Annotated in this window: 19 protein-coding genes; 11 read left to right on the forward strand and 8 right to left on the reverse strand. The window is 41.4% G+C overall.

The genetic code is table 11. The annotated features are described in order from the left end of the window. Positions 1–237: 237 nt before the first annotated feature. Positions 238–999, reverse strand: a complete 762-nt coding sequence (locus tag AC5JMF_RS04485; RefSeq protein ID WP_495794524.1) for a RibD family protein — start codon at positions 997–999, stop codon at positions 238–240. Positions 1,000–1,293: 294 nt separating this feature from the next. Here AC5JMF_RS04485 and AC5JMF_RS04490 point away from each other — a divergent pair, with 294 nt between their 5' ends. Then, positions 1,294–3,402 (forward strand): sensor histidine kinase, encoded by a 2,109-nt coding sequence (locus AC5JMF_RS04490; RefSeq protein ID WP_495794525.1) that lies wholly within the window; start codon positions 1,294–1,296, stop codon positions 3,400–3,402. Between the two features lie 37 nt (positions 3,403–3,439). Then, positions 3,440–4,174 (forward strand): HAD family hydrolase, encoded by a 735-nt coding sequence (locus AC5JMF_RS04495; RefSeq protein ID WP_495794526.1) that lies wholly within the window; start codon positions 3,440–3,442, stop codon positions 4,172–4,174. A gap of 169 nt (positions 4,175–4,343) precedes the next feature. Here the strand turns inward: AC5JMF_RS04495 and AC5JMF_RS04500 are convergent, their stop codons facing one another. Both AC5JMF_RS04500 and AC5JMF_RS04505 read right to left on the reverse strand, forming a co-directional pair. Continuing rightward, positions 4,344–5,360: a sulfate/molybdate ABC transporter ATP-binding protein gene (locus tag AC5JMF_RS04500; protein ID WP_495794527.1), complete on the reverse strand. Its 1,017-nt coding sequence runs from the start codon at positions 5,358–5,360 to the stop codon at positions 4,344–4,346. Positions 5,361–5,561: 201 nt separating this feature from the next. After that, complete coding sequence (locus AC5JMF_RS04505; RefSeq protein ID WP_495794528.1) at positions 5,562–6,422, reverse strand: prephenate/arogenate dehydrogenase; 861 nt, start codon at positions 6,420–6,422, stop codon at positions 5,562–5,564. Between the two features lie 228 nt (positions 6,423–6,650). Between AC5JMF_RS04505 and AC5JMF_RS04510 the strand changes: the two genes are divergently transcribed. The 3 genes from AC5JMF_RS04510 (at position 6,651) to AC5JMF_RS04520 (ending at position 10,005) form a co-directional block, all read left to right on the forward strand. After that, positions 6,651–8,204 carry a pentapeptide repeat-containing protein gene (locus tag AC5JMF_RS04510; protein WP_495794529.1) on the forward strand — a complete coding sequence of 518 codons (1,554 nt, stop codon included), beginning with the start codon at positions 6,651–6,653 and terminating at the stop codon, positions 8,202–8,204. Between the two features lie 242 nt (positions 8,205–8,446). Continuing rightward, entirely contained in the window at positions 8,447–9,040 is a 594-nt protein-coding gene (locus tag AC5JMF_RS04515) for a DUF1517 domain-containing protein (protein WP_495794530.1), read from the forward strand. A gap of 74 nt (positions 9,041–9,114) precedes the next feature. Then, the gene (locus AC5JMF_RS04520) at positions 9,115–10,005 is read left to right on the forward strand and encodes a hypothetical protein (RefSeq protein WP_495794531.1); all 891 of its coding nucleotides are present in this window, start codon (positions 9,115–9,117) and stop codon (positions 10,003–10,005) included. A gap of 131 nt (positions 10,006–10,136) precedes the next feature. Here AC5JMF_RS04520 and AC5JMF_RS04525 read toward each other — a convergent pair whose 3' ends face one another. Beyond that, the gene (locus tag AC5JMF_RS04525) at positions 10,137–13,763 is read right to left on the reverse strand and encodes a response regulator (RefSeq protein ID WP_495794532.1); all 3,627 of its coding nucleotides are present in this window, start codon (positions 13,761–13,763) and stop codon (positions 10,137–10,139) included. Positions 13,764–14,120: 357 nt separating this feature from the next. Here AC5JMF_RS04525 and AC5JMF_RS04530 point away from each other — a divergent pair, with 357 nt between their 5' ends. Next, positions 14,121–14,354 carry a hypothetical protein gene (locus tag AC5JMF_RS04530; protein ID WP_495794533.1) on the forward strand — a complete coding sequence of 78 codons (234 nt, stop codon included), beginning with the start codon at positions 14,121–14,123 and terminating at the stop codon, positions 14,352–14,354. Between the two features lie 250 nt (positions 14,355–14,604). On the opposite strand, the gene AC5JMF_RS04535 is transcribed toward AC5JMF_RS04530, so the two are convergent. Both AC5JMF_RS04535 and AC5JMF_RS04540 read right to left on the reverse strand, forming a co-directional pair. Continuing rightward, entirely contained in the window at positions 14,605–15,501 is an 897-nt protein-coding gene (locus AC5JMF_RS04535) for a hypothetical protein (RefSeq protein ID WP_495794534.1), read from the reverse strand. 132 nt (positions 15,502–15,633) lie between these two features. Then, complete coding sequence (locus AC5JMF_RS04540; RefSeq protein ID WP_495794535.1) at positions 15,634–15,912, reverse strand: GlsB/YeaQ/YmgE family stress response membrane protein; 279 nt, start codon at positions 15,910–15,912, stop codon at positions 15,634–15,636. 514 nt (positions 15,913–16,426) lie between these two features. Here AC5JMF_RS04540 and AC5JMF_RS04545 point away from each other — a divergent pair. The 5 genes from AC5JMF_RS04545 (at position 16,427) to AC5JMF_RS04565 (ending at position 24,368) form a co-directional block, all read left to right on the forward strand. Next, positions 16,427–16,702: a hypothetical protein gene (locus AC5JMF_RS04545; protein ID WP_495794536.1), complete on the forward strand. Its 276-nt coding sequence runs from the start codon at positions 16,427–16,429 to the stop codon at positions 16,700–16,702. Between the two features lie 495 nt (positions 16,703–17,197). Beyond that, positions 17,198–18,583 (forward strand): hypothetical protein, encoded by a 1,386-nt coding sequence (locus AC5JMF_RS04550; RefSeq protein ID WP_495794537.1) that lies wholly within the window; start codon positions 17,198–17,200, stop codon positions 18,581–18,583. Positions 18,584–18,707: 124 nt separating this feature from the next. Next, on the forward strand, positions 18,708–20,393 hold the full coding sequence (locus AC5JMF_RS04555; RefSeq protein ID WP_495794538.1) for a hypothetical protein: 1,686 nt from the start codon (positions 18,708–18,710) through the stop codon (positions 20,391–20,393). Between the two features lie 213 nt (positions 20,394–20,606). Then, positions 20,607–23,885, forward strand: coding sequence for an nSTAND1 domain-containing NTPase (locus AC5JMF_RS04560; RefSeq protein ID WP_495794539.1), 3,279 nt, complete (start codon positions 20,607–20,609; stop codon positions 23,883–23,885). A gap of 144 nt (positions 23,886–24,029) precedes the next feature. Then, positions 24,030–24,368, forward strand: coding sequence for a lipoxygenase family protein (locus AC5JMF_RS04565; RefSeq protein WP_495794540.1), 339 nt, complete (start codon positions 24,030–24,032; stop codon positions 24,366–24,368). Here AC5JMF_RS04565 and AC5JMF_RS04570 read toward each other — a convergent pair. Together AC5JMF_RS04570 and AC5JMF_RS04575 are read right to left on the reverse strand one after the other, a co-directional pair. Next, entirely contained in the window at positions 24,365–24,925 is a 561-nt protein-coding gene (locus AC5JMF_RS04570; protein ID WP_495794541.1) for an HdeD family acid-resistance protein, read from the reverse strand. The genes AC5JMF_RS04565 and AC5JMF_RS04570 overlap by 4 nt on opposite strands. A 251-nt stretch (positions 24,926–25,176) precedes the next feature. Further along, on the reverse strand, positions 25,177–25,545 hold a 369-nt coding region (locus tag AC5JMF_RS04575; RefSeq protein ID WP_495794542.1), incomplete at its 5' end, for a TPR end-of-group domain-containing protein.

Genomic DNA, 25,545 nt, shown 5'->3' on the forward strand with positions numbered 1-25,545 from the left:
CATATTCAGTCTGAAAAAGCCTATTTTTCCGTTCCGAAATCTTTCTTTGCGTCCCCCTTCGGGTGACGCTCGCAAGCTCGCTAACGCAGTCGCCTGCGGAGGGAAACCCTCCTTTACTCGCTGTCTCACCGCGTCTCCCCGTCTTGGCGTCAACCAAAACGCGAAATCTAAAAAACTACTCATAAGAGACTCCCCACTCCCCACCTACGCAATTAGTTCAAAAATCAAAGCAAACTGCTATGTCTTTCGTTGCAGCCGATAGTGTAAAAAGACTTCGTTCTCAACTGTATGCACTTCTAGAAGTTGCAATTTGGGGGCTAGATGGGCTAGAAATCCTTTGCCTGCTGCGGGTGTAGGTGCTGTGGCACCACCTAAAATTAGAGGACAGACTGTTAGCCATAACTCATCAACTAAATCTAATTCCAACATCGAAGCGACTAATTCACCGCCACCTAAGATCGCTAAGCGTGTTATATGTAGAGTTGCCAGGTGTTGTAAAGCAGCGGGAGTGTCAACTTTTCCCGTTGATGTTTCAAAGACTAAAATCTGCTCAAATTTTGGCAGATGCTCCTGTGTGGGAGTTTCTATCTTAATAGGCGGGATGCGTTGTTGTTGGCAAAGGCGAATTTGTTCGCGTTCTTGCCAAGAATGTGCCCCCTTTGCTGTTGTCAGCAACCAGCGTTTAACTGGCTGCTTGAAAAAGTTTATTTCCGGATTGAGGTTGGCAGAGTGTGTAATAACTATATGAACTGGCTGGGGAGGTTTACCCCCTTGAATTCGATGTTGCAGCAGTTTTGGATGTGATACTGTAAGTGTTGTACCATAAGCGCAAAGAGTACCAGCACCGAACAAAACTGCATCAGCAGTAGCGATTTGTTTTTCTAAGTGTGCTTTATCGGCCCTTGAACCAAACCGAGCGGGCGATCGCCTAAAATCCGCTATCTTGCCATCTGCACTCATTGCTAAAACAACTGTAGTGTGAGGACGATGTTGCACCATTGGATTGGTTTGATAGTTTTAATATTTTTCTTGCTAGTGTATTGATTTTCCAAGCACTTTATGCTTGCAAGTTATTGTTTACTAATTTTATCACTGTAACGATATGCAACACGAGTCGCTTTTAAATCTATCATCTAAAATTTTTGGTATAGCATGTGTCTTTTTGTACTATAGCAATTTGATATTTTTAAGTCTTGAAAATGAAATTTTGATCAGTTAATCCAATGTCTCCTTTAGCTAGTCCGATTGCATATCGTTGCTGTTGTGGTTTGCAGATGCGAAGTGAGACAATAGATGGCTAATTCCCGTCAATCATCCTTTCGTCGAATTTTAGTAACGAGAATATTGCTTCTGTTTGTTCCGGTTCTCTTAGTTGGAGAAATTGTTGCCCTCAACAAGGCACGCTCTAGCTTATTAAGAACTGCTGGTCAAAATTTAACAGAAAGCGCTATCAATAAAGGGGAGAAAATTACCGATGCGATCGCTGCTTTAAAAACCAATTTACTCAGTGCAAGCAAGACAACGGTCATTCAATCAGGCTCGTCTATACAAGCACAAAAATATCTCACTCAGCTAGCACAACAACTACCAACACGGATTGAGTGTATTCAACTCACAAATCTGACAAGCCGCGAGATTATAGCTAGTAGCTGTGGTGGTCAACAAATTGCCGAATTTCAATTGCCAAAGCTAAGCAATGACGACGTTGATGTGAGATTAGCACCTCTCGAAAAAGCAGGAATAACAGGTAAAAAGAATCCTCAAAATCAACTGCGATTGGTGTTAACAGTCCCAGTTTTTAATCGTCGGGGAAATTTAGTTTACGCCTTAAGTATTCAGACTGCATTGCACCAAAAAATCGACAATAGACTGGGATCGCTCACAGGTTCAATGGTGGTAATTGCGGAAGATGGCACGATTTTGGCATACCCATCAGCAAATAAAATTGGAACCAATATTAAACAACACCTAGATGCAGTGAGACTCCAAAGCATTGTCAAAAATGCGATCGCCGGTCGAAACGAGTCTATAAATCTCAACTTTACAAAAAATCAAGAATTAGTAGCCGGCTACACGGCTATTGCCAATCCCATTACGCAACAGCAGCAACAAAAATGGATCATCCTAGCAGTTACTAGTGTTGACAGTGCCCTTTTTGGTTTAGAAGAAATTAAGTTAATTCTTATAGTCTTAACAGTTGGTTTGATTGGTGCAAGTTTATTAGCATCTTTGTATTTAGCCCCTTATCTAGCACGTCCTTTAGAAGAATTGCGAGATTACGCACTCAATATTCATAGCCATCACGCCGCACAACCAATTCCCCACAATTTCAAAATTCGCGAGTTTAATCAGCTAGCACAAGCATTAGACCAAATGGTTGAGCGACTAAAAGCTTGGGCTGAAGAACTAGAAATAGCTTGGAAAGAAGCAAAAACTGCTAACCAAATCAAAAGCCAATTTTTGGCTACGACTTCTCATGAATTAAGAAATCCATTAAATATTATTATTAACTGTGTTCGCCTGGTTCGAGATGATTTGTGCGATAACAGAGAAGAAGAACTAGAGTTTCTCAAACGTGCCGATGAAACAGCAATTCATCTGTTAGGAATTATTAATGATTTACTCGATATTTCTAAAATTGAAGCAGGTAAACTTTCAGTAGTTACAGTACCGATTGACCTTAGACAAGTATTGTTAGAAGTAATTAATTTACAATCGGTTAATGTCCAACAAAAAGGCTTACAGTTAAAATGCGAACTGGGTACTGAATCTATCGCCGTGAAAGCAGATGCAGCAAAACTCAAGCAAGTATTAATTAATATCATCGGCAACGCTACTAAATTTACTGACACAGGAAGCATTACAATTTCTACAGAAATTCAACACAATATTGGTCAATCTCAGGTTGTAGTGACAGTTAAAGATACTGGGATAGGTATTGATCCAAATCAACAGCACAAACTATTTCGCCCCTTTGTGATGGTAGGAACAACCACACGCAAGTTTGACGGAACTGGACTAGGGCTAGCAATTTCCAGAAATTTAATTGAACTTATGGGAGGTAATATAACTCTTGAAAGTGCGGGTCTTTATCAAGGTACAACAGTGAAGATTACATTACCTTTGATTGACAGTTCTGTGTTACTTACCCCAGAAGAAAAAAAATTAGAGCATCTGGAATCACCTTCTGACAATGAAGAAACAACAAAAAGCTGTTATCCTCACTTGAAAGATTCTCCAGAAAACTCTCAACAAGGGGTTTATAAAACAACCATTGCCGGAGTATATACAGACAAATTTCCGCATTTACTAAGTGAAGAAACATCCGAGATTACTCTCCTACCAAAACTACCAAAAGGAGGAGCTTACGCAAATGGAGCTTCTGAAAAACAATCAAAGTAATTCGTAATTATTTATTTCTCCCCCTATTCCTTTTGATATGCCAACTATTAAATGTAAAAATATTATTTTTCCTAATATTCAAGCAATTTTGTTTGATAAAAATGGTACTTTGGAAGACTCAGAAGTTTATCTGCGATCGCTTGGACAAAAAGTAGCCAGGTTAATAGATGCCCAATTTCCTGGTATTGGTGAACCGTTATTAATGGCATTTGGCATCAACAGTAATAGTTTAGATCCAGCAGGTTTAATATCGGTGGCAAGTCGTCGGGAAACAGAAGTAGCCGCAGCAGCATATATTGCTGAAACTGGTAAAGGATGGTTTGAATCTTTAAAAATCGCCCGTCAAGCTTTGGATGAGGCTGAAAAATACATTGGTATCGCTCCTGCACCTCTTTTTGTAGGTAGCTTGGAGGTGTTGCAATATCTATGGAAAGCAGGACTGAAACTTGGTATACTTTCAGCGGCGACAACAAATGAAGTCCAGAGTTTTGTGGCACATCACCAGTTAGGCGCATACATCCAGCTGGAGATGGGAGTAGATGAGGGGCCAAGTAAACCAGATCCAATACTATTTTTACAAGCTTGCCAAGCCTTAGAAGTTGAACCCAGCGCTACATTAATGGTGGGAGATTCTGTTGGCGACATGCAAATGGCGCGTCATGCCAAAGCCGCAGGTTGTGTGGGAATTACTTGGGTGAGTAAATCAGATCATGTCCAAGGTGCGGATGTCGTCATTAATCAACTCAATGAAATCCAAATTGTAGAAGGTTAATTTGAGAAGGCGATCGCGCTTGGATTTAAATACTAATACTTTCTTGGGTACTGGGTACTGGGAAAAAGTTTTTTAAAATTTGGTGGTGGGTAAAAGCCTTTACCATAATTTTACGATTTTACACCCAGTCCCCAATCCCTAATCCCCAGTCTCTTTTACCCAGGAAACTTCAAATAGAATAATATATTGGAAAAGATTTAGCATCTTTAGGCTTGACATACACCCGCTGTTCTGGTTCTAATTCCAATTCGTCAAAGCGTTCCCGTGTTAAGTGTGCCATTACTACTTGCCCATCATCTAAACTTAATTCCACTTGAATTTCCCAACCCAAATGTATTAACCTACTCACCTTGGCGGGGGCAGTAGTACCGTTAGCTACCTTTTCGACAATCACATCTTGTGGACGCAAAAACATTTCTGGATGTGGCGAATCAAACCCAGTACTTTGGAAAATCTTTGAGCTACTGGGCAAGACGTTAACAGGGCCGATAAAGCTCATCACAAATGCTGTTGCAGGGCGATCGTAAATTTCGGCTGGTGTCCCCACTTGTTCTACTCGTCCCTTATTCATCACCACGATTTCGTCAGAAACTTCCATCGCTTCTTCTTGGTCGTGGGTGACAAAAACTGTGGTAACATGTACTTCATCATGGAGGCGGCGTAACCATGCTCGTAAGTCTTTACGGACTTTTGCATCCAGTGCGCCAAAGGGTTCATCCAGCAGTAATACTTCGGGTTCTACGGCTAACGCCCTTGCTAGCGCTACCCGCTGTCTTTGACCACCAGAAAGCTGTGATGGATAGCGATCGCCTAGTCCAGTCAATTGCACCAATTCTAATAGCTGTTCTACTTTCCCTTGAATCTTCTTGGTTGGGGCCTTGCGAATTTCTAGACCAAAAGCAATGTTTTGCCGCACGGTTAAGTGCTTAAATAGGGCATAGTGTTGAAACACAAACCCAATCTTCCGGTCTTGCACACTTTGATATGTAGCATCCTTGCCAGTTAGCAAAATTTTGCCGCTATCTGGCATTTCCAAACCTGCAATTAATCTTAGCAAGGTAGATTTACCAGATCCAGATGGCCCCAGTAAGGCCACCAGTGAACCACTCTTGACTTCCAGATTGACCTGATCAACAGCTTGGAAACTCCCAAAGTGCTTGGAAACGTTCTCAACTACTATGCCCACTGCTACTGTACCTCTGCAACTCAAAATACGGCTTATTGCTAGGCTTACCGTGTTTTATATATATCATATACAAGTACTTTTGAATCAAAAAATTTAGTCAAAAACTATAGTAGTCTGCTTTGATTTTTGAACTGATTTGCGTTGACAGGGAGTAGGGAGTAGGGAGTAGGCTTTTTGGTACGTACTGATTTTTTTCAAAAATCAAACAGGATTCCTATATAAATCTGGAACAAAATTAGAGCGTGCTTGTTGTGTTGCTTGCAACTTATGTTCTAAAGTTGACCAATTTTCCTGTTCAATTAAATTAATTAATTCGTCTAAATTATGACGATATTGTTGTAATGAATTGAGCAATGCTTGCCGATTATATCGCGCCATCATCACACCTAATTCTGGATTGCCGCCGCCGACGCGACTAGTGTCTCGAAATCCTGAACTGGCTAACTTTTGGGCTAGTTGTAAAACATCGGCATCGGTTTCATTGATACATGCGCTAATCAGTGCAGCACTGATCATTACGGGTAGATGAGAAATCCAACTCACAGCGCGGTCATGCTGTTCTGGTTGACAATGGTAGATATTAGCCCCAAGCGATCGCACAATTTCTTCCACAACCGTAATTGCAGAAGTTGGTGTTGTCGCCTCTGGTGTTAGCACATAGGGCTTACCAACAAATAAGTCTCGTTGTGCAGCTTCAATACCACTATCGGCTGTTCCCGCCATTGGATGGCCACCAATAAAATGATTCCATAAAGGTGAAATTGCTTTAACTATCGGTGCTTTCACCGAACCCACATCAGTCACAACTGTGTTCGTAGGTAGATGATCGATTAGTTGTTCAACTTGGGGAACAATAAGTGCTAGAGGTGTACATATAAATACTACCTCTGCGGCTGCCAACAGACTGATGTTAACAGACGCCTCATCAACACTACCGAGGGCGATCGCCTTTTGACAGGTTGATTCACGGCGGCTAACTCCTAAAACATGATGTCCTTGCGATCGCAAATCAAAACCCAAAGATCCACCTATCAATCCGAGTCCTAAAATTCCAATATTCATTAACTAGGGGTGTGGGGTGTGAGGGTGTAAGGGAAGAGAGGGAATTGTATTTTTGTACACCTGTTTCTAGAACTCAAGGGTACAGCAACCCACACCAAATCTATAATTTGGTGGTCTTTAATCAGTGGTGAACTCAAGCCCCACTAAACTAAAGTCCCCTACACCTTTACACTTTACACCCTTACACCCCTACACCCTTACACCCCTAGCAGGAGCGGTTTAGCATTCATGACTGTAGAGGAATTGCTAGAAAAATATGCAGCGGGAGTTTTAGACTTTAGTGGTATAGATCTCTCTGAAGCCAACCTCAGTGGCGCTAAACTCAGTGGCGCGAATCTTAGCGGTGCTAATTTGAGTATAGTCAACTTTAGCGGTGCAAATTTGAGTGAAGTTAACTTAAGCAATGCCAAACTCAACGTAGCGAGATTGAGCGGTGCGAATTTAATCAGTGCTAACCTCAACAATACTAGTCTGAATGTAGCTAATTTAATTCGAGCAGATCTCAGTCGCGCTCAACTCAAGGGAGCAACACTCATCCGCGCTGAGTTAATTCGCGCTGAACTAAGTCGCGCTGATCTATTTGAAGCCAACCTCAACAGTGCAGATTTGCGAGAAGCCACACTGCGTCAAGCAAATCTCCGCCGCGCTAACTTGAGCGAAGCCATCTTAAGAGGTGGGTTCTTAACAGGAGCAAACTTAGAGATGGCTAACTTAAATGCCACTGATTTGAGTAATACCGACATCAGCGGTGCGAATCTGCGAGATGCAGAACTCAGACAGGCAAATCTCAACCGTGCTAATTTGAGTGGGGCAGATTTAAGCAATGCAAATCTTCGCTGGGCAGATTTAAGCGGCGCAAATCTTCGCTGGGCAGATTTAAGCGGCGCAAAATTGAGTGGGGCTAACTTAATTGGGGCAGATTTGAGCAACGCGAATTTGACAAACACAAGTTTAGTCCATGCCAATCTAACCCAAGCAAAATTAATTAAGGTGGAATGGATTGGTGCTGACTTGACAGGGGCAACTTTAACAGGAGCAAAACTCTACGCTACCTACAGGTTTGGTTTAAAAACTGAAGGCATAACTTGTGAATGGGTTGATCTTAGTCCAAATGGCGATCGCTCGATTATTCAAAAGTTCCATGCCGAAGACTCACGAGAATTTTTTAATGAAACTCCACCGACAATTCGGATTATCATTGATGCAGCTATAGAACAAGAAGCTAACTTTGCTATTGCTGGCGCTTATTACCAAATTTCTCAAGAGTATCAAGGCTTAAAACAGCCTCCAAGCATCGAAAGTGGGCGACGTCGCACTGTTTTTACTTTCCGAGTTGATAGTGATCTGGCTTTATTTCCTACAGCTTACCTCGCTATTCTTCCTTTTCAAGATGCAGCATTCACTCAAAACAATATTTCCCGTGTCCTGGAAATGATTACCAGGGAAGTTAATGTCCGCGATAATCTCAAATCATCCAATTTTCTTGAACAATTAACTCAGCTTTTAGAGCAAACCACAACTTTAGCTAATACTATTAAACAGATGAAAAAAAATCTGCGAATAGCTGCTAAATTGAACTTTTGTAAAGCACCTACCCAAACAATATTAACAAATTCCAGCGCTCACACTTTGATTGTGTATAACAACCCTAACTTTGGGAAAAGATTTATTAATCGTACTATACTCAATGCTGCAACTTATGATGATATATCCAATAAATTGACAAATTCCACATTACCTGAGTTAGATATGGTTGCACATTTTGTTAAAGGGTTTCATTAGATGAGTCATTGAAAATAGGGAGTGGGGAGTGGGGAGTGGGGAGTTGGGAGTCTTTCAAGGGTAGGTTTTTCATATTCAGTCTGAAAAAGCCTATTTTTCCGTTCCGAAATCTTTCTCCGCGTCCCCGTGTCCCCGCGTCTTTGCGTCAACCAAAACGCGAAATCTAAAAAACCTACCCATAAGAGGAGTAGAGAGTAGGGAGAAATATTTTTAGATGACAAAAAACAAAAGGAGAAATGAAGATGCGCGATACTTTTAATCGAATGATCGGTAAGACTCGCTATGTAGTATTTCGTCTGTTTCTGCATTTGGGAGGAGGTGAAGTTGCACCAATTTTGGGAGTATTGAACCGTGGAGCAATAGAGGCGATCGATGCTGATGGGGACTTGGAAGTTGTGGGAGAGGGATTAGTGGAGTTAAGTCAAACTCTGCTGCAATATGATGAGTATTGGCTTTCTGCTGCCAATGAAGGTGATGTGTTTTGGGACGAAGGAGAGGCGGGAGATTATGTCAATGAATTATTTACCGACTCTGCCCAAAGATATCTCAGTGAACCAGATTTGAATTCTGATGCTGGATTCGATGAACCTTTATCCATACCTGTAACTCGCAACGTAGTTGTGATGATTACAGTAGCTTATGAGGGAGAAGTCCCAGAGTTAGAAACTGACCTTTCTAACGTTCAAGCACTCAAGGAAGCTTTTAAAGCTTTGATCAATTTGCATTACAAACAGAAAGTACGAGCAATCCAAGTGCATTTCTCACCAGCACAGTTGGGCGATGAACTCACTAGCGATCAACTATTACAACATTACCCAGAACTGATTCCTCTATAATTTGAATTTGTTGGGTAGTCCGTACTCACCACACCATCTAGAACTTGTTAAGCTCAAAATAGGACAATAATGTAATGCTCATGACCATAGTACGAAAATTTACAGTCATTGTTTTAACTTTGAGTTTGTGCTTAACTACAGTCGCTTGTGGAGGAGGAAATCAAGCTACCCCCTCAGCAAGGAATGTGAGCCAAACTTCTGCTTCTACCAAACTGAGTGATGGTCAGTATCAAGTACAACAAGCAACCTATGATGATGGAACTGGAGCGTATACCTTATTTTTACTCAACAGTAAGCCTCCCAGATTCACAACCGAAAATTTACAAATGGCGCGGTTGACTGATGAAGAAATTAAAGAAGGTAAGAAACCTTACTTAAAGGTCGAGAATGGACAGCCTGTTTTATACTTGAGCGAAGATTTTAAAATCGAATACGTCCATAACGTTACTGAAACCAGAAATAACCCTCAAACTGGACAGCAGGAAACGGTTGTAGTTCGCCAAGAAAACAGCTTCTGGACACCTTTTGCAGGGTCTTTAGCGGGTAGCCTTGCCGGTCAAGCATTGGGAAATGCGTTGTTTAGACCTCAGTATTATGTACCCCCTGTTTATCAATCAGGTCGGGTGTTAACTGGCTATGGTGGATATGGCAATAGCTATGATCAAGCAGTTAGCAGCTATCGAAGTCGCTATAATGCACCACCCGCAGCTGTGAGAAATCGTACAGCTTTCCGCGACACAGGAACGATTAGAAGAGCGTATCCTGGGGATTCTAATATCCGCACTACACCACGCACCACTACAAATAATCGTCCTTCTGGTTCTGGTTATGGCACCAGCACCTTGCGGCCTTCTAGCAGATCGAGTTCTACCAGACGTGACTCTGGCAGTCGTTTTGGTAGTGGTACCAGTCCTAGCCGTTCCAGTCGTCCATCTGGTTTTGGCACTAGAGGCCGTCGGCGGTAGGGGGATTGGGGATTGGGGATTGGGGATTGGGGATTGGGGACTGGGTAAGTTTGCGTTTTGATTGACGCAAAGACGCGGGGACGCAAAGATGCCGAAGTGTCGGTCACTGTTCCCTGTTCCCTGTTCCCTTCTTACCTATACAACCAAACTCGCAACAGTGACAGCAACTGCTCGGTATCTACTGGTTTGGTGATGTAATCAGAAGCTCCTGCTTCGATACATTTTTCGCGATCGCCCGGCATGGCTTTGGCAGTTAGGGCTATTATCGGTAGTGAGCAAAATTGTGGTTGCTGGCGGATAACACGGGTGGTTTCATAACCATCCATTTCTGGCATCATTACATCCATCAAAATTATATTGATATCAGGGTTAGCTTGGAGTACTTCTATACCATCTCTGCCATTTTCAGCAAATAATACTTGCATCTGATAACTTTCTAAAAAACCTGTCAAAGCAAAGATATTTCGCAGGTCGTCATCTACAATTAAAATTTTCCGTTCAGCTAAAATCGGGTCGGTTTGACGTAGTTGTTCTAAAATTTCCTGTTTGCGTTGGGGTAGGTTTGCCTGGACTCGATGTAAGAATAAGGCAGTTTCATCAAGTAAACGCTCTGGCGATCGCACATTCTTAATAATAATTGTCTCTGCTAATCCCCTCAGATGGGTTTCTTCTTGTGGAGTGAGTTCTTTGCCTGTGTAGACGATGATCGGCAGTTTCATCAGGTCGGATTCTTGCTTGATTTGCTCAATCAACTCTAACCCGCTCATATCAGGTAGACCTAAATCCAGTACAACACAATCAAACGGATTCGCTCGCAAAGTGGCTAAGGCTTCTGCTCCCGTATTCACTGCTGTAGTGTGGACATCATTGTTACCAATCAATTCAATAATACTTTGAGCTTGCACAGGATCATCTTCTATAACTAGAAGATTTTTGACCCTGCGCTCGATAAAACCTTTAATCTCGGTTAATACTTGAGTTAGGGTTTCTGGGGAAACAGGCTTTTGCAGATATGTGATTGCTCCTAGTTGTAACCCCCGTTGCTGTCTTTCATCAACAGACAGTATATGTACTGGTATATGTCTCGTCTCTGGGTCGCGTTTGAGACGATCTAGCACTGTCCAGCCATCCATCTCTGGCATGTTGATATCCAGCATGATTGCATTTGGTTTAAATTGTTGTGCTAAGGCTAAACCTTGTTTACTGCGTAATGTTGCGATCGCTTTAAAGCCCTGTTGACGTGCCATATCTACTAAGATGCGGGCAAATTTATCATCATCTTCAATAATTAGCAAGATGCGATCGCCTGTTTCTATTATCTGGCGATCGTCGGCAATTTCCATCAACGAACTAGGCAGTATCTCAGATGATGTGTCTGTGTCTAGGGTCAAAACTGCTCTTTGATTACCTGGTAGCTCCTCAATTTTCCTGGTTTGTTGCTCAGTAGCTGGTAGCTCACTACTAGAATAAGTTGATGGTAGGTAGAGAGTAAAAGTGCTACCTTGTCCTGGTTGGCTAACTAATTCAATTCTGCCCCCCAGCATATGAGCTAGTTCACGACTGATTGATAAACCCAAGCCAGTTCCACCATATTTACGGCTAGTTGTGCCGTCTGCTTGCTGAAATGCTTCAAAAATAATCTTCTGTTTGTCGGCAGGAATGCCAATACCAGTATCGCTAATTGCAAACGTAATCATCGCTTCACTGGTATCTTTTGCCCTGGCAATTTGTAATTTTACGCTTCCCTGTTCGGTGAACTTAAAAGCGTTGGCTAAGAGATTTTTGAGTATTTGCTGTAAACGTTTGGGGTCATGAGAAATTGTCTTTGGTAAACTATCGTCTAGTTCAATCGAGAAGTCGAGTTGTTTATTTTGGGCAATTTGCCGAAAGGTTCGCTCTAAATTTATGTGCAAATCTGCAAATGTAATTTGCTCAACCTGAATCAACAGATTTCCAGATTCAATTTTTGCTAAATCTAAAATGTCGTTGATCAACTCCAACAAATCCCTGCCCGCAGAGTGAATTGTCCGGCTGTACTCCACTTGCTTATCGCTCAAATTGCCTTCAGCGTTATCTCCTAATAGCTGCGCTAAGATTAATAAGCTATTGAGTGGTGTCCGCAACTCGTGGGACATGTTTGCTAAAAATTCCGACTTATATTTGGAAGCTAAAGCCAATTCCTCGGCTCTTTGTTCTAATTTATGCCTTGCTTGCTCAATCTCTCGATTCTTGCGGGCTACTTCCTGATTTTGCGCTTCTAACAATTCTGCTTTTTCTTCTAGCTCTTCATTGAGCTGCTGTAATTCTTCATTAGATTGCTTTAATTCTTCCTGCTGCTGCTTCAAGAGAAATTGAGAAGACTCCAATTCTTGTGCCTGTTCTTCTAAAAGTTGATTGGTATCTTGTAGTTCTTTTTGTCGGGTTTGCAACTCTTCTGTTAAAGCTACAGACTGCTCAAGTAGTTGCTGAGTTTGAACATTGGCAGCAATATTATTTAAAAAGACACCAATGATTTCGCTAAATTGATCTAAAAATTTTAAATGCAGTTCACTAAAGCGTTGAAAAGAAGCAAGTTCAATTACAGCTTTAACTTGCTTTTCAAATATTGTGGGAAACACAATAATATTGAGCGGTGCTGCTGCTCCCAAACCAGAATTGATGCGGATATAGTTGCCAGGAACTTCTGTGAGGAGAATTCTTTGTTTTTCTAAAGCGCATTGTCCTACTAATCCCTCACCCAAGCGAAATTGATTTGCTAAGTTTTTGCGCTCTTGATAAGCATAGCTACTCAACAATTTCAACAGAGGTTGGTTATCTACTGAGTTCATCGCATAAAAAACGCCATGGGATGCTCCAATGAGTGGTGCAAGCTTCGACAATATCAGGCTAGATACACTTTCTAAATTTCGCTGCCCTTGGAGCATTTGGGTAAATTCAGCCAAATTAGACTTCAGCCAATTTTGTTCCTCGTTGGCTTGAGTTGTATTTCGTAAATTGGCAATCATCTGGTTAAAAGTTTTTGCCAGCAGACCAATTTCATCTCGGCGATCGCTATCTGGTAAGCTAACCGATAAATCTCCATTTCTAATATTTTCTGCTACCCCAGAAACTTGTTGCAGTGGTTGGGAAATATTGCGATTCAGCAAATATCCAATCACAACTAGGATCACAGCCAAGATAGGAATACTGTAAACAATGGTTGCCACAGTTTTTTGACTAGCAGCTTGTGCGTTTTCAGTACGTTGCTTGAGCAGCTTATTCTCTTGCGACTGCATCGCTGAGATAATTTTGCGAATATCGTCCATCAGCTGCTTACCTAAATCCCCTTGGACGATCTTCTGAGCAGCAGCAAAATCTTGATTTTGACGTATGCTAATAGTTTCTTGCAGCTCAGCTAGCTTCCTAGCGATAAGTGGCTGTAAAATATCAAGCTGAATCTGTTGGTCAGAATTATCTGATGTTAAGCGCTGAACAGATTTGAGTTTTTGTTCTATGAGTTGAATGGCGGTGTTGTAAGGTTCTATATACTGCTTTTTTCCAGTAATTATGTAACCACGTTGCCCAGTTTCAGCATTAATCAATTGAAATTTCAGAGCTTCCAACTGATTTAACACCTCGTAGGTATGTTTTTCTCTGCGTGAAGTCTCAATCTGCTCTATGATGCTTTGATATGAGATCAGACCAATAATAGTCAGAATTGCTAAACTCAAAGCAAAAGCTGTGCCGATTTTGGTTCTAATCTTCAAATTATTCAACATTGCAGCTATCTGAATCGGACTATTGATTTGATGAATATTTTAGTTTTGCTGAAGCTAAAAAAATATTTTAATGCTTCACAAAATTGATAATTTTTGATTTTCATAAAGTTGATATAACTATTTACCCATATTTTTTTACAAAAATCAATCTTTTGATAAACATAATTGATAATTATTAAAACCACTATTTCATAAGTCTGAAGTTTTGAGTATGTTGTAGCAAACCTTGAGATAAAAAAATTAGTTCAAAAGAAGCAAATTATTAATATTCTAGTTAAATCTATCGATAGATAAATTGATACCTGACATTGAGTTATAACCTTAACTATCTAAACTAAATAAAAAATATAGTTTCCTATGGACGCAACCGATATCTTAGCACAGCCTAAATTTTTCACAGGGCAAACAGTAGAATTTGTCGGTGGTATTGGAACCATCATTCATCACCGGTCTGATTCTGGAAGTTGGTCGTATCTTGTGAAAATGGAAATGGGTTTAGAGCCAGAAATGGGTAGGATAGGTTATGAAACTACTATTCTACTATTTGAGAAAGATATTTCCTTATCAAAAAGGATTTTAGTGGCAGTTTAAAAGGGAACACCAAAACTCCTTGCTAAAAAATATTGCGTGTAAATAATCTTAGTAATAGATTGTTAATTCCATGTAAATCACTAATGGATAAAATTGGCGATCGCCTATGCCAAACTCATACCTAAATATATGCTAGTTTCTGATAAAACCAATTAAAAACAGAGTAAAAAACTCTGTTAACGAAATATTATACAATTATTACGCTTGAAAACTTAATATTTATTTGGCAATTACTCCAAAATGACTATTTTCATGTTGAGAGTAAAGTAGACTGGCTATAGATACGAAAACTTTGCACCTTGTTACTTTCTAATATAGCTTTCGCACCAGCCATGTAAATATCGGTAGCATTTATCACTAATAAGTAATTGTCAACAGACACTTGAGATTCGTACTCTTTGACTAGATCATCAGGAACTGTAAAAGCAGCGTAGCTATTTTGAAACTCAGTAAAACCTTCTAATAAGGTAATAGTATTCTTACCAATCACAGAGACACGACTCATAGGAAAGCCAGCTGCTCTCAACATACTCAGAGCTATCTTTGCATCTTGAAGTGTAGAAAAAACACCAACACCATACTTGTAACGATTATTCAAAGAGATGGGTGTCTCGTAGACACCCCACTCTTGGATACCACGATTACTGAGAATTTGCTTAGCGAAATGAACTACTTCTTCCGTACCCGTTACGATCACCAAGTAGTAACCTTGGGAGACTAAATCACTATAAACCCTCGCCTTTTGCTCAGGAATTCCTAAACCTAGCAATGCACCAGCTAGACTACCTGTAGCTGCACCGATCGCACCACCCAAAAGTGTAGAAGCGATCGTTGTTGCTTCAGCCCCGGCTAGCATAATTGGCCCTATACCAGGAAGTGCCAATAAACCCATGCCTACAAGTAAGCCAGTTAGACTCCCTAATGCAGTGCCTGTGATAGCTCCAGCCGCAGCACCTTCCTTGGACGTATTGCCACTATGCTCTTTGACTTCAACACCAGCAATATCTTCTTGCTCCTCCGCATTCCGCGCAATCACAGAGACTTTACGCATCGGGAAATTAGAAACCTTCAGTTCTTGAAGTGCCAATTCTGCATCAGAGCGCTTAGCAAAAACGCCTACAGATCTTCGCTCTTTCTCTAAAGTCATTTTATCCTTGCCAAAAGGGGTTTAAGACCCCATCCCTATTTGTTTTGTGTTGGGATATAAATTCTCTTCACAAAACGTAACCGCAAATGGCTGCTGAACGCAGCCCAAGCATTGCGAATTGCGAATTTTTGATTAGACAGTACGACGAGTTAGTAAACCCCACAGGAAAATCAACAGCATAGCACCAAGAACTGCGAATACAATGCTTCCAATTGATAAAGCCCCTACAGACGCTGCTGCTGCCGAACTACTCCCTAAAAGAATTTGACCCAGATAACCTCCAACTACAGCGCCCAGAATCCCTAATATTATGGTCGATACAATACCGCCACCTTGTTGTCCGGGATAAAAGAATTTAGCTAGTGCGCCAGCGATTAGTCCTAATATTAACCAAGCGATTATGTTAGACACGAGTACTGCTCCTTCTGTTAAATTATGATTTACTTGCTTTGACAATCTCATATTAAGATTTATCTGAAAATTTTCTGATCTATCTAGCGAATTAATATGAAAAATCTTTAGACACTATTTCAATATTCGTAAGAAAATTAGCGAAATAATTCAATGTATGTGATTAACGCAGGTCGCAGGTCGCAGCTACCCGCAGGGAAACCTGTTCAACCAAGTGACTCCGCTTCCCGTCGTTATACCATTTCACAAAAACGGAAAATCGCGTTCTTGAAACCCACGGAGGTGGGTTTTGTCTGTATAGTCGCGATTTCTAATCGCCGGGGTTAGTATTAATTTAGACTTTTCAAACATCCTCTAGCAGAGTATTTATTTAGATAACAAGTACAATAGAGCCGGAAATTTCAGCACTTAGATGCTTGGAAAAAGATTTATCTCAATGTTTTAATCTTATTAAATGTGAGCCTGTTCTTAAGAGGCTAATCGGTAACTTTTTGCTAAATGGTAGTTGAAAAAAATGGAAAACACACTAATTGATAAGACTTTTCGTGACAGTGAGGGCAAAATTGTTATAGCTCAGATGCCAAACCCACCGCTGATTGTTTGGGTAGTAACTAGTTTACTAGGTCTAATTTTTACAAGCGGCAATATAAATATAGTGTTGGATGTACTGTCAAATGGCTCCTTGTTTACTTGGGCATGGCTAGAATTATTTGAAGGTGTTAATTATTTTCGTAGAGCATTGGGTCTTGCTGTATTTATTGGTATTATCGCGTCCAAAATTCAGTGGTAATTAAGAAAATACCAAAAACCTCTGAAAAATAGTAGGGGCGGGTTTACTGATTAACGAGGATCTTGCTAAACCTGCCCCTAAGCTGTTCCACATATAACTTGCATAATTAGGGCGGGCAAGATGCCCACCCCACAAGAGTTTTATTTAATTTGATTATGTAATTTAGATGTTTTTTAGCTTATTCATTTAAGTATTTCTAAGAAATAAATTATTCAAAAATTAGATATTGTTTTGTCTGCAAGTTTCTTGCCTATTGCGATCGCACGCAGAAATACTACCATGCAAATCAAAATGTAAAACTGAGATAAACCCCAGTATTATCACTCAGGTTTTCCGCAAAAAAAGCAAGTTATTATGTATCCAATTATATATACATACTTACGTGCTAGCGAGTCACAACAAAGTTATGTGAGCATGTAAAAACTCTCATAAAGCTCTCTGTAACTAGTTTCACATAATCAAAAGACATTAAATCAAAACTCAGAAGATTTACTTATGGCAATTGAAACATTTGTTGGAACTTCATTGAAATGCTATCTAATCACTCTTGATGCTCATGGCAAAGAACGTGAAAACAATGGAGAGCTAATCAGTCAAAAGGTAGTAGATATCCTATCCAGTCATAAAGATCCCATCACAGATGTCTTTTTGATGAGTCACGGATGGCAGGGCGACATTCCTGCGGCAAAAAGTCAATACAGCAAGTGGATTCAAGCGATGGCTAACAACCAAGCTGATATTGAAAAAATGCAACGATTGCGACCAGGGTTTCGTCCATTGTTGGTTGGTTTGCATTGGCCTAGCAAACCTTGGGGAAATGAAGACCTCAAAGGAGTATCACCGGAATCATCTATATCTTTTGATATAACAGACAATTCTCAGGAAGAGTTAATCAATCAGTATGCTCAAAACATCTCCAATACTGAAGCTACCAAAGAAGCACTCAGAACAATTTTCACAGCTGCGGTAGAGTATGAAGTTGCGCCTGATACACTACCGTCAGAGGTGCGTGCAGCTTACGAGGTATTGATTAGAGAAGCTTCTTTGAGCAACATAGAACAAGCCGATGCATGGGGCGAAAACGAATCTTTGGATTTAGATCTCGACACCATATATCAAGCCACTCTGGCAGAGGAAGAGAACGAAGATGTCAGCTTTGGTATTGGCGATGGTTTTAGGTCAGCGTGGGATTCCTTTTTGAACCTACCCAGATTGTTATCTTTCTGGAAAATGAAAGATTTAGCTCGTAAAATCGGTGAAACCACTGGCTCTAGTTTATTAAACAAATTCCAACAAGCGGCAGGTGATACTGTGCGATTCCATCTGATGGGGCACAGTTTTGGCTGTATCTTAGTTTCAGCCACCGTTGCGGGTAGCAAGAAAAATAGCATCAGTACCCGTCCCGTAAACTCTCTGGTCTTAGTACAAGGTGCTTTATCACTTTGGTCTTTCTGCTCAAGTATCCCCCACAGAAAAAATCTTGCTGGTTACTTTCACTCCATCATTGCCCAGAGCAAAGTTGCAGGCCCAATTGTTGCTACCCATTCTCAACATGATCAAGCTGTGAGAATGGCATATCCTGCGGCTGCAAACTTAGGATTACTTGGGGGTCAAGACATAGACTTTGATATTAATCAGAAACTACCTGATGTTGGTGGGGTCGGAACTTATGGAATCCAGGGAGTCTATCTAGACATTATCGATGATGAAATGCACTCCCTTAAGGAACCCTACAATTTCCAACCAGGTAAGATTTACAACCTCAAAAGTGACAAGTATATTGTCGTTCCTCATAAATTCTTAGATTTTATAGGCGCTCACAACGCCATCGATAAACCTGAAGTAGCCCATGCTATGTGGTCGGCCGCCTTTGGTAGTTAAACCCTTTTGGGGATGCACTTCTTTTGTCGGAGACCAAGAACCCGCAGGGTACGGCTTCGCTCAGTGGCCGGGAAATAACAAACACCCATACTTCGACCTTTCCCCATTCAAGGAAATACATAAGATGAGTATAGAACAACTAACACAAGAGCTATATTTCAACGGTATTGATGGAGCTTCAGGAGAGTATTTACTACCTCCGTTGACACCCGAACAGGTTGCTAAGATTGCTCAAGGTGAAGACTTTGATCCTATAGAGATTAGTGAACTCCAGAAAAAGGATCTGCACGTCAAAGGACTAGAACCTGACTTTGCACCGATAGAAGGAGTAGATCCAAAAAACCTTGCAGAAACAGGTTGGGGAGTTATCTTTGCCTATAATGTCGATCCCGCAATCAAAGAAGCACTAAAGGAACTGTTGGAGCATCGACAAAAACAAGCTACAAAACATCACGAGCATTTCTATCGGGAATACACTGGTTCCAAGGGTTATCGCCCTGGTGAGACGAAGAATCAATTTTTAGCGCGTCATGGAGTCGGCCCTGGCCCTGCTGATCCAGACAAAATGCCTTATTATCTACTCATCGTTGGTGATCCAGAAACTATTCCTTATCGCTTCCAATATCAACTCGATGTGCAGTATGCAGTGGGGCGAATTTACTTTGATACTCCACAAGAGTATGCTCAGTATGCTCGTAGTGTCGTCCAAGCTGAAACTGGTAACTTCAGTTTGCCCCGCCGTGCTAGCTTTTTCGGCGTGCGTACTAAGGGTGATGCAGCCACTGAACTCAGTGCTGAAAACTTGATTCAACCTTTAGCCGATTGGATGGTTACTTGCCAAAAAGAAAATACTTGGAAAGTACAAACCCTACTAGCACAAGAAGCTACAAAGGCGCGGTTGAGCAAATTGTTGGGAGGTGAAGAAACACCTGCTTTATTGTTCACCGCCAGTCATGGTATGGGTTTTCCCAATGGAGATGCGAGACAACTACGTCATCAGGGCGCTCTACTTTGTCAAGATTGGCCTGGTCAACGTGAGTGGGGTAATAAACCAATTCCCGAAGATTTTTACTTCTCTGCGGACGATATCGGTGAGGATGCTCGTTTGCTCGGTTTAATTGCTTTTCACTTTGCTTGTTATGGTGCTGGTACGCCCCGTTTTGATGAATTTGCTCACAGAAAAGCCTCTAAAGAAAGATTAGAGATTGCTCCCCATGCTTTTGTTGCTCCTTTGCCCCGACGCCTCCTCAGTCACCCCAATGGAGGTGCTTTAGCCGTCATCGGTCATGTGGAACGTGCTTGGGGTTGCTCTTTCGTTTGGGAAAAAACTGGTAAACAGTTAGCAGTTTTTCAAAGTACTCTCAAACGATTGCTAGATGGTCATCCGGTGGGTTCTGCTGTCGAGTATTTCAACGAACGCTATGCTGAACTTTCGTCTGATTTGAGTACAGAATTAGAAGAAATTAAGTATGGCGCGATCGCTAATCCGACAACTTTATCTAGCATGTGGACAGCAAACAACGATGCTCGTAGTTATGCCATCATTGGCGATCCTGCCGTCCGACTAGTTGTAGGTGACAACTATATAGGCGATCGCCCAGTCATAGACTCAATAAACTTACTTACTGCACCTGCAATAATTGAGACAGCAAAACCATCTGCAATCCAGCAAGTCCAGACAAACTTAATTCAAGCACTAGAACAGTTTGCCAACACAGCCGAGCAAGCTTCAGATGCTCAAAAAGAAAAACTTCAAACCCCGCTTTTAGCCGTAGTTCGTCTACTTGAAAGCTTGAAGAAGTTGAATTAGGGATGCACTTCGACTTCGCTCAGTGACCGGGGAATGAGGGAGACGCGGAGAATAATCAATGACAATTCCTCATTCCCCATTCCCCATTCCCCACTCCCCAGTCCCCAGTCCCCAGTCCCCATTCCCCATTCCCCATTCCCCAGTCCCCACTCCCCACTCCCCACTCCCCATTCCCTACTCCCCACTCCCCACTCCCCACTCCCCATTCCCAAAATGAACACTTTCGAGATTATCATTCAACGCAAATCAGGAGATGCTTGGCCAATTGTTGTAGAACATACCCAACCAGGTGTTCTCTTACCGTTGCGATTGGAGGGTAATCTTTGTTTGAGTGCTGAAGATTTACAGCATTTGACTAGTCTGCAAGGACAAGTACGAGATTACGGTAAATTCTTGGGTAAAGCGCTGCTACGAGATGAAGTACGTGATGGATTTGTCCGCGCACTCAGTCAGAATGAGGAAACGGTGCGGGTGTTGCTATTTATTGAAGCTGTAGATAAAGAACTCAAAACCTTACGTTGGGAAAGACTCAGCGCCCCCATTGATGGCGAATGGCAAGTATTAGCACTCAATCAACGAGCAACTCTTTCTTTCTACATTCCTGCAATTACTGACCGGCTCTTTCCCCCCATCGGACGACGAGATTTAAGAGCGCTGGTACTGGTAGCCAGTCCCTCGGATTCAATCCGGTATAAATTAGATGCATTTGATGTGGAAAATACTGTTAAAAGTGTGCGCTTAGGGTTTGGGGATATTCCTGTTGATGTCTTAGCTACAGTTGATGGTGCGATTGGTTTACCTACTCTAGATGAACTTTGTACTCAACTAACCGATCGCAGCAAACAGTATACAATACTACACATTGTTAGTCACGGTCGGGTAATCGATGATGGTGAAACCCTTCTGTATTGGTCAAAAGCTGATAATACAGTCGAGGTGGTGACAGCTACCAGGTTAATAGAAAGAATGCGATCGCTAAAGGGAGCCAGAGGGCTACCTCATTTTACTTTTCTCTGTACTTGTGAGAGTGCTAGCCCAGAAGCAGAAGCCGCCTTAGGGGGATTAGGACAGCGATTGGTGCGAGATTTGGGGATGCCTGCGGTAGTGGCGATGACTGAGAAAGTCACTATCAAGACAGCTCAGGCGCTAACAGAGAAGTTTTATTACCAACTTAAACAGTCTGGGGAGGTAGACTCAGCATTACATGAGGCAACAGCCGCTTTAGCAGAACGTGGTGATGTCACTGTGCCGGCACTGTTCAGCCGTTTGGGGGGACGACTTTTATTCAGCGACCAGTTAGACCGAGAACTGACTAACGCTGAAATTCAGTATGGTTTAGAGCAGCTTGTGCAGTTATTGCCACAGCGATCGCCTATTCTAGAAAAGAGGTTTGCAGAGTTAACACAGCAGCTGAGAAACACACTGGGAGCAGATGCCACAGCTTTGAGCCAAGAAACCCTCAAGGAACGAGAGCAAGTTTTACAAGAAGTAAACAACCTCTGCGAGGAAATACTTGACCTCAACTTCCATGCTTTGGCATTGGGTCAGCAACCACCAAGCTATGATGTTCGTTGTCCCTTTGTGGGTTTGTATCCTTTCCAAGCTGAAAACCGCGAATTCTTCTTTGGGCGAGAACAACTCATTACCCAATTGCAAGAAAAGTTAACCGAAAACAACTTTTTAGCTGTATTGGGAGCTTCCGGTAGTGGTAAATCATCAGTTGTGTTAGCAGGGTTGATTCCCAAGCTACAGGAAAAACAACCCGGTTTGCAGTTAGCCTACATGACACCAAATACTAACCCAATCGAACAACTGCAAACTAGCTTTTCCCAGGTGCAAGGACAGCCTGCAATCTTAGTTATCGACCAATTTGAGGAATTGTTTACACTCTGCACAGATGAGGCCCAGAGAGTTACTTTCATCGAAAAATTGTTGAGCCTTGTTCCTCACCAAAAAGTCATCATTACAATGCGGGCAGACTTTTGGGGTGAGTGTGCGACTCACCGCAATTTAAAAGATTTGATGGAAGCTAGACAAAAATTAATTGGCCCAATGGATGCTGTCGAATTGCGAAAAGCAATGGAAATGCAAGCTGCCTTGGTAAAGTTACGGTTTGAAGCAGACTTGAGTAACTCAATTCTTGATGATGTCCAAGGTGAGCCGGGAGCAATGCCCCTTTTACAACATGCATTGTTGGAATTGTGGAAACGGCGACATGGTAGATGGTTGCGGTGTGTGGAGTATGAAGCCATTGGTGGTGTGAAAATGGCGATCGCACAAACTGCCGACGAAGTTTACAATAGTTTCTCACCCTCAGAACAAAACCAAATTCAAAATATCTTCATTCGCCTCACCCGCTTAGATGAAAATGCCCTCGAAGGAGAGAAACGCCGAGACACAAGACGGCGAGTTTGGCTAGAGGAACTAGTGCCTGTAGGTGGTGATTTGGCGGTTACTAGACAGTTGGTACAGCGATTAGCTGGTGAAGGGTCAAGATTAATAGTTACTGGTATAGATGCGTCTACAAATCAAGAAGAAATAGAGGTAGCCCATGAAGCCTTAATTCGCTATTGGCCTCGGTTACTCAATTGGTTAGACGAGAACCGCAGCAAATTACAACTGCGCGAAACTATCCGTCAGGCAGTTTTAGAGTGGGAGAACCAGCAAAAAGACGAAAGTTACTTAATACATCGGGGGGGAAGATTAGACGATGCTTTGGTATTAGCGCACACCAATTTTCTCAACCAGTTAGAGACTGACTATGTTAATGCTTGCATAGAATTACGCGATCGCCAAAATAGACAAGAGAAAGCCCGTAGGAAAAAAATATTAAGACTAAGGCTTGCTATTTCCACAGTCGTTTTACTGTTCAGTACATTTGCAGCAACGTTAATTGGAACAATACTATTAACTTTGAAACACAAACCTAATGTTATATTTGCGTCCCCTGGTCAAGAAATTTACGGAATTACAGAATACAAATACTTTTTCCTAACAGATAAACAATCTGAGCTACGAGGAGCAATTCACCAAATTGTAGTAGGCATCCCAGACCAAGCTCAACCAGCTTGCATCATGAATGCTCAAATTCCCAGTGGAGAGAAACAAGGGCAAGAGATTTTCACACTAACTGCACCTAAAAAACCAGGAGTTTATTATGTTCAATCCAGATTTGATTTGCAATACAACTGTGATGATGCTCAAAAGCATTGGACGACTATAAAATCACAAGATGCTACAACTAATTTTGTCGGAGTTGTTGTGGTAGGAAATCTACTTGATTTGAATATTTATCCTCAATTGTGGGATGCATATAGTCAAAATATACCTAACATTGCTACTATTAGTAGTCTTAACAACAATGTTTATTTTATTTTAAAAGAATTTCAATTCCTCAACTGTAGTGCATCTAATTTGACTAGTGAAAAACAGAGCGATCAGCAATGCGATGATATTGGTGCGGAAATGGGAGCAGGAAATAGAGAGCAGTGAGCAGGAGAAGAAACATAATTTATGCGATCGCTATATGATTTAAATCAAGTAGGATAAGCTAAAAAACATCTAAATTACATAATCAAATTAAATAAAACTCTTGTGGGGTGGGCATCTTGCCTGCCCTAATTATGCAAATTATATGTGAAACAGCTTAGAGGCTTTATTGAACCTTTCGTGATTGCTACTAAGCGACAATTACCTAAAAACCATCATTTAAGGGTTTTGCTAGAACCTCACTTTGAGGGAACTATATTAATCAATTACGGCGCTCATAAACTCTTGATTGCGGATCAAGGTCAAGTAGATGCACTCTTAGCTGGTACGATTGAGAGCGATCGCCAATTATGGATAGAATCGCAGATTTGTCGGTTCGCCTGTAAAATATACAGAATTACTGCTATAGGATGCGATCGCTTCTTCGTATTTTTCTCAATTAACCAAAAATCTTTGACACTGCCTAAGTTTTGCTCATATCATTAAATTCTTGCCCGATCATTAGGAAGCCTACGTATAGCTAATGATAGCATAATCATCCAAATACCAGTGAATAAAAAATTAATCCCTGCGAATACTCCTAGTAGCCACGCTGCGCTGAAAGGCCATTCCTCCAAAATCAGAATCGCTAAAATAATAGCTGCAATCCCACTAAATAACACCCAACCCCAGTTGGGTTCATGTCGCGTTTGAAATGCTGCAACTACCTCAAATACACCCTCAATAAAGATGATCAATCCCAAAGCTAAGGTGAAGGAGAGGGCAGCGCCAAATATATTACTAATCAGTAAAATTCCGGCTATCAGGTATAGAACACCAATCGATAGTCTTGCCCAAAAACCTCTTTTTTCCCGTGATTGAAGTGCATGGACAATTCGGACAATACCAATAATTAATATCATCCACGAGAGTACGAGTGTGATGGCGATAGTGGCAATAAATGGTTCTACAATTGCTGCAATTCCTAACAAAATCATCAAAATACCTAAAGCGATCGCCCATCCTGAATTCATTCTCGCTTCGCTAACAGTTTCAGAATTCATGACTTTACCAAAAAGGTGTAAGTAGGGAGTGGGGAGTAGGGAGTGGGGTAAGAGAGATTTTCAAGGTATACGGAATTTTTTTACAAAATCAAATATGAATCCTATATAATCGCTCGTGTCTGCATCGCTTTGCACCATCACAGTTCATATTGTTAAGAGAAAATGATATGTTTGCGAAGGAATGATCTTAATTGTAGTGTTTATCGTATCTTAAGATAAAAATATCTATTATTTACATTTATTTATTAATATTAACTAATTAAATCTTGAAATCGTCTATCTTCTCGAATAGTGTCAAAATCAGAGTTATTTTTTGCTTGTTCTTGCCATTGATTGGGATTTAAGTTGATAGCTTGTTCCAAATTCTCTATTGCTAAATCAACATTTCCTAGCAATCCATAACAACAGGCTTTGTTGTACCAAACTTCGTCTTTGTCGGGTTTAATTTTGAGGGCTTGGTCGTAGGATGCGATCGCTTCTTCTAATCTTCCCAAATTAAAGAGCGCAATGCCCCGGTTGTACCAAGCTTGGTCTTTGTCGGGTTTGAAGGAGATGGCTTGGTCAAAGGATGCGATCGCTTCTTCTAATCTTCCCAAATCAAAGAGCGTAATGCCCCGGTT

This window comes from Desmonostoc vinosum (genome assembly GCF_059505385.1).

Excerpts from the sequence above, each read along its gene's own strand:
- AC5JMF_RS04485 (WP_495794524.1), bottom strand. The coding sequence starts at position 999 with ATGGTGCAACATCGTCCTCACACTACAGTTGTTTTAGCAATGAGTGCA.
- AC5JMF_RS04490 (WP_495794525.1), top strand. The coding sequence starts at position 1,294 with ATGGCTAATTCCCGTCAATCATCCTTTCGTCGAATTTTAGTAACGAGA.
- AC5JMF_RS04495 (WP_495794526.1), top strand. The coding sequence starts at position 3,440 with ATGCCAACTATTAAATGTAAAAATATTATTTTTCCTAATATTCAAGCA.
- AC5JMF_RS04505 (WP_495794528.1), bottom strand. The coding sequence starts at position 6,422 with ATGAATATTGGAATTTTAGGACTCGGATTGATAGGTGGATCTTTGGGT.
- AC5JMF_RS04510 (WP_495794529.1), top strand. The coding sequence starts at position 6,651 with ATGACTGTAGAGGAATTGCTAGAAAAATATGCAGCGGGAGTTTTAGAC.
- AC5JMF_RS04515 (WP_495794530.1), top strand. The coding sequence starts at position 8,447 with ATGCGCGATACTTTTAATCGAATGATCGGTAAGACTCGCTATGTAGTA.
- AC5JMF_RS04520 (WP_495794531.1), top strand. The coding sequence starts at position 9,115 with ATGCTCATGACCATAGTACGAAAATTTACAGTCATTGTTTTAACTTTG.
- AC5JMF_RS04525 (WP_495794532.1), bottom strand. The coding sequence starts at position 13,763 with ATGTTGAATAATTTGAAGATTAGAACCAAAATCGGCACAGCTTTTGCT.
- AC5JMF_RS04530 (WP_495794533.1), top strand. The coding sequence starts at position 14,121 with ATGGACGCAACCGATATCTTAGCACAGCCTAAATTTTTCACAGGGCAA.
- AC5JMF_RS04535 (WP_495794534.1), bottom strand. The coding sequence starts at position 15,501 with ATGACTTTAGAGAAAGAGCGAAGATCTGTAGGCGTTTTTGCTAAGCGC.
- AC5JMF_RS04545 (WP_495794536.1), top strand. The coding sequence starts at position 16,427 with ATGGAAAACACACTAATTGATAAGACTTTTCGTGACAGTGAGGGCAAA.
- AC5JMF_RS04550 (WP_495794537.1), top strand. The coding sequence starts at position 17,198 with ATGGCAATTGAAACATTTGTTGGAACTTCATTGAAATGCTATCTAATC.
- AC5JMF_RS04555 (WP_495794538.1), top strand. The coding sequence starts at position 18,708 with ATGAGTATAGAACAACTAACACAAGAGCTATATTTCAACGGTATTGAT.
- AC5JMF_RS04560 (WP_495794539.1), top strand. The coding sequence starts at position 20,607 with ATGAACACTTTCGAGATTATCATTCAACGCAAATCAGGAGATGCTTGG.
- AC5JMF_RS04570 (WP_495794541.1), bottom strand. The coding sequence starts at position 24,925 with ATGAATTCTGAAACTGTTAGCGAAGCGAGAATGAATTCAGGATGGGCG.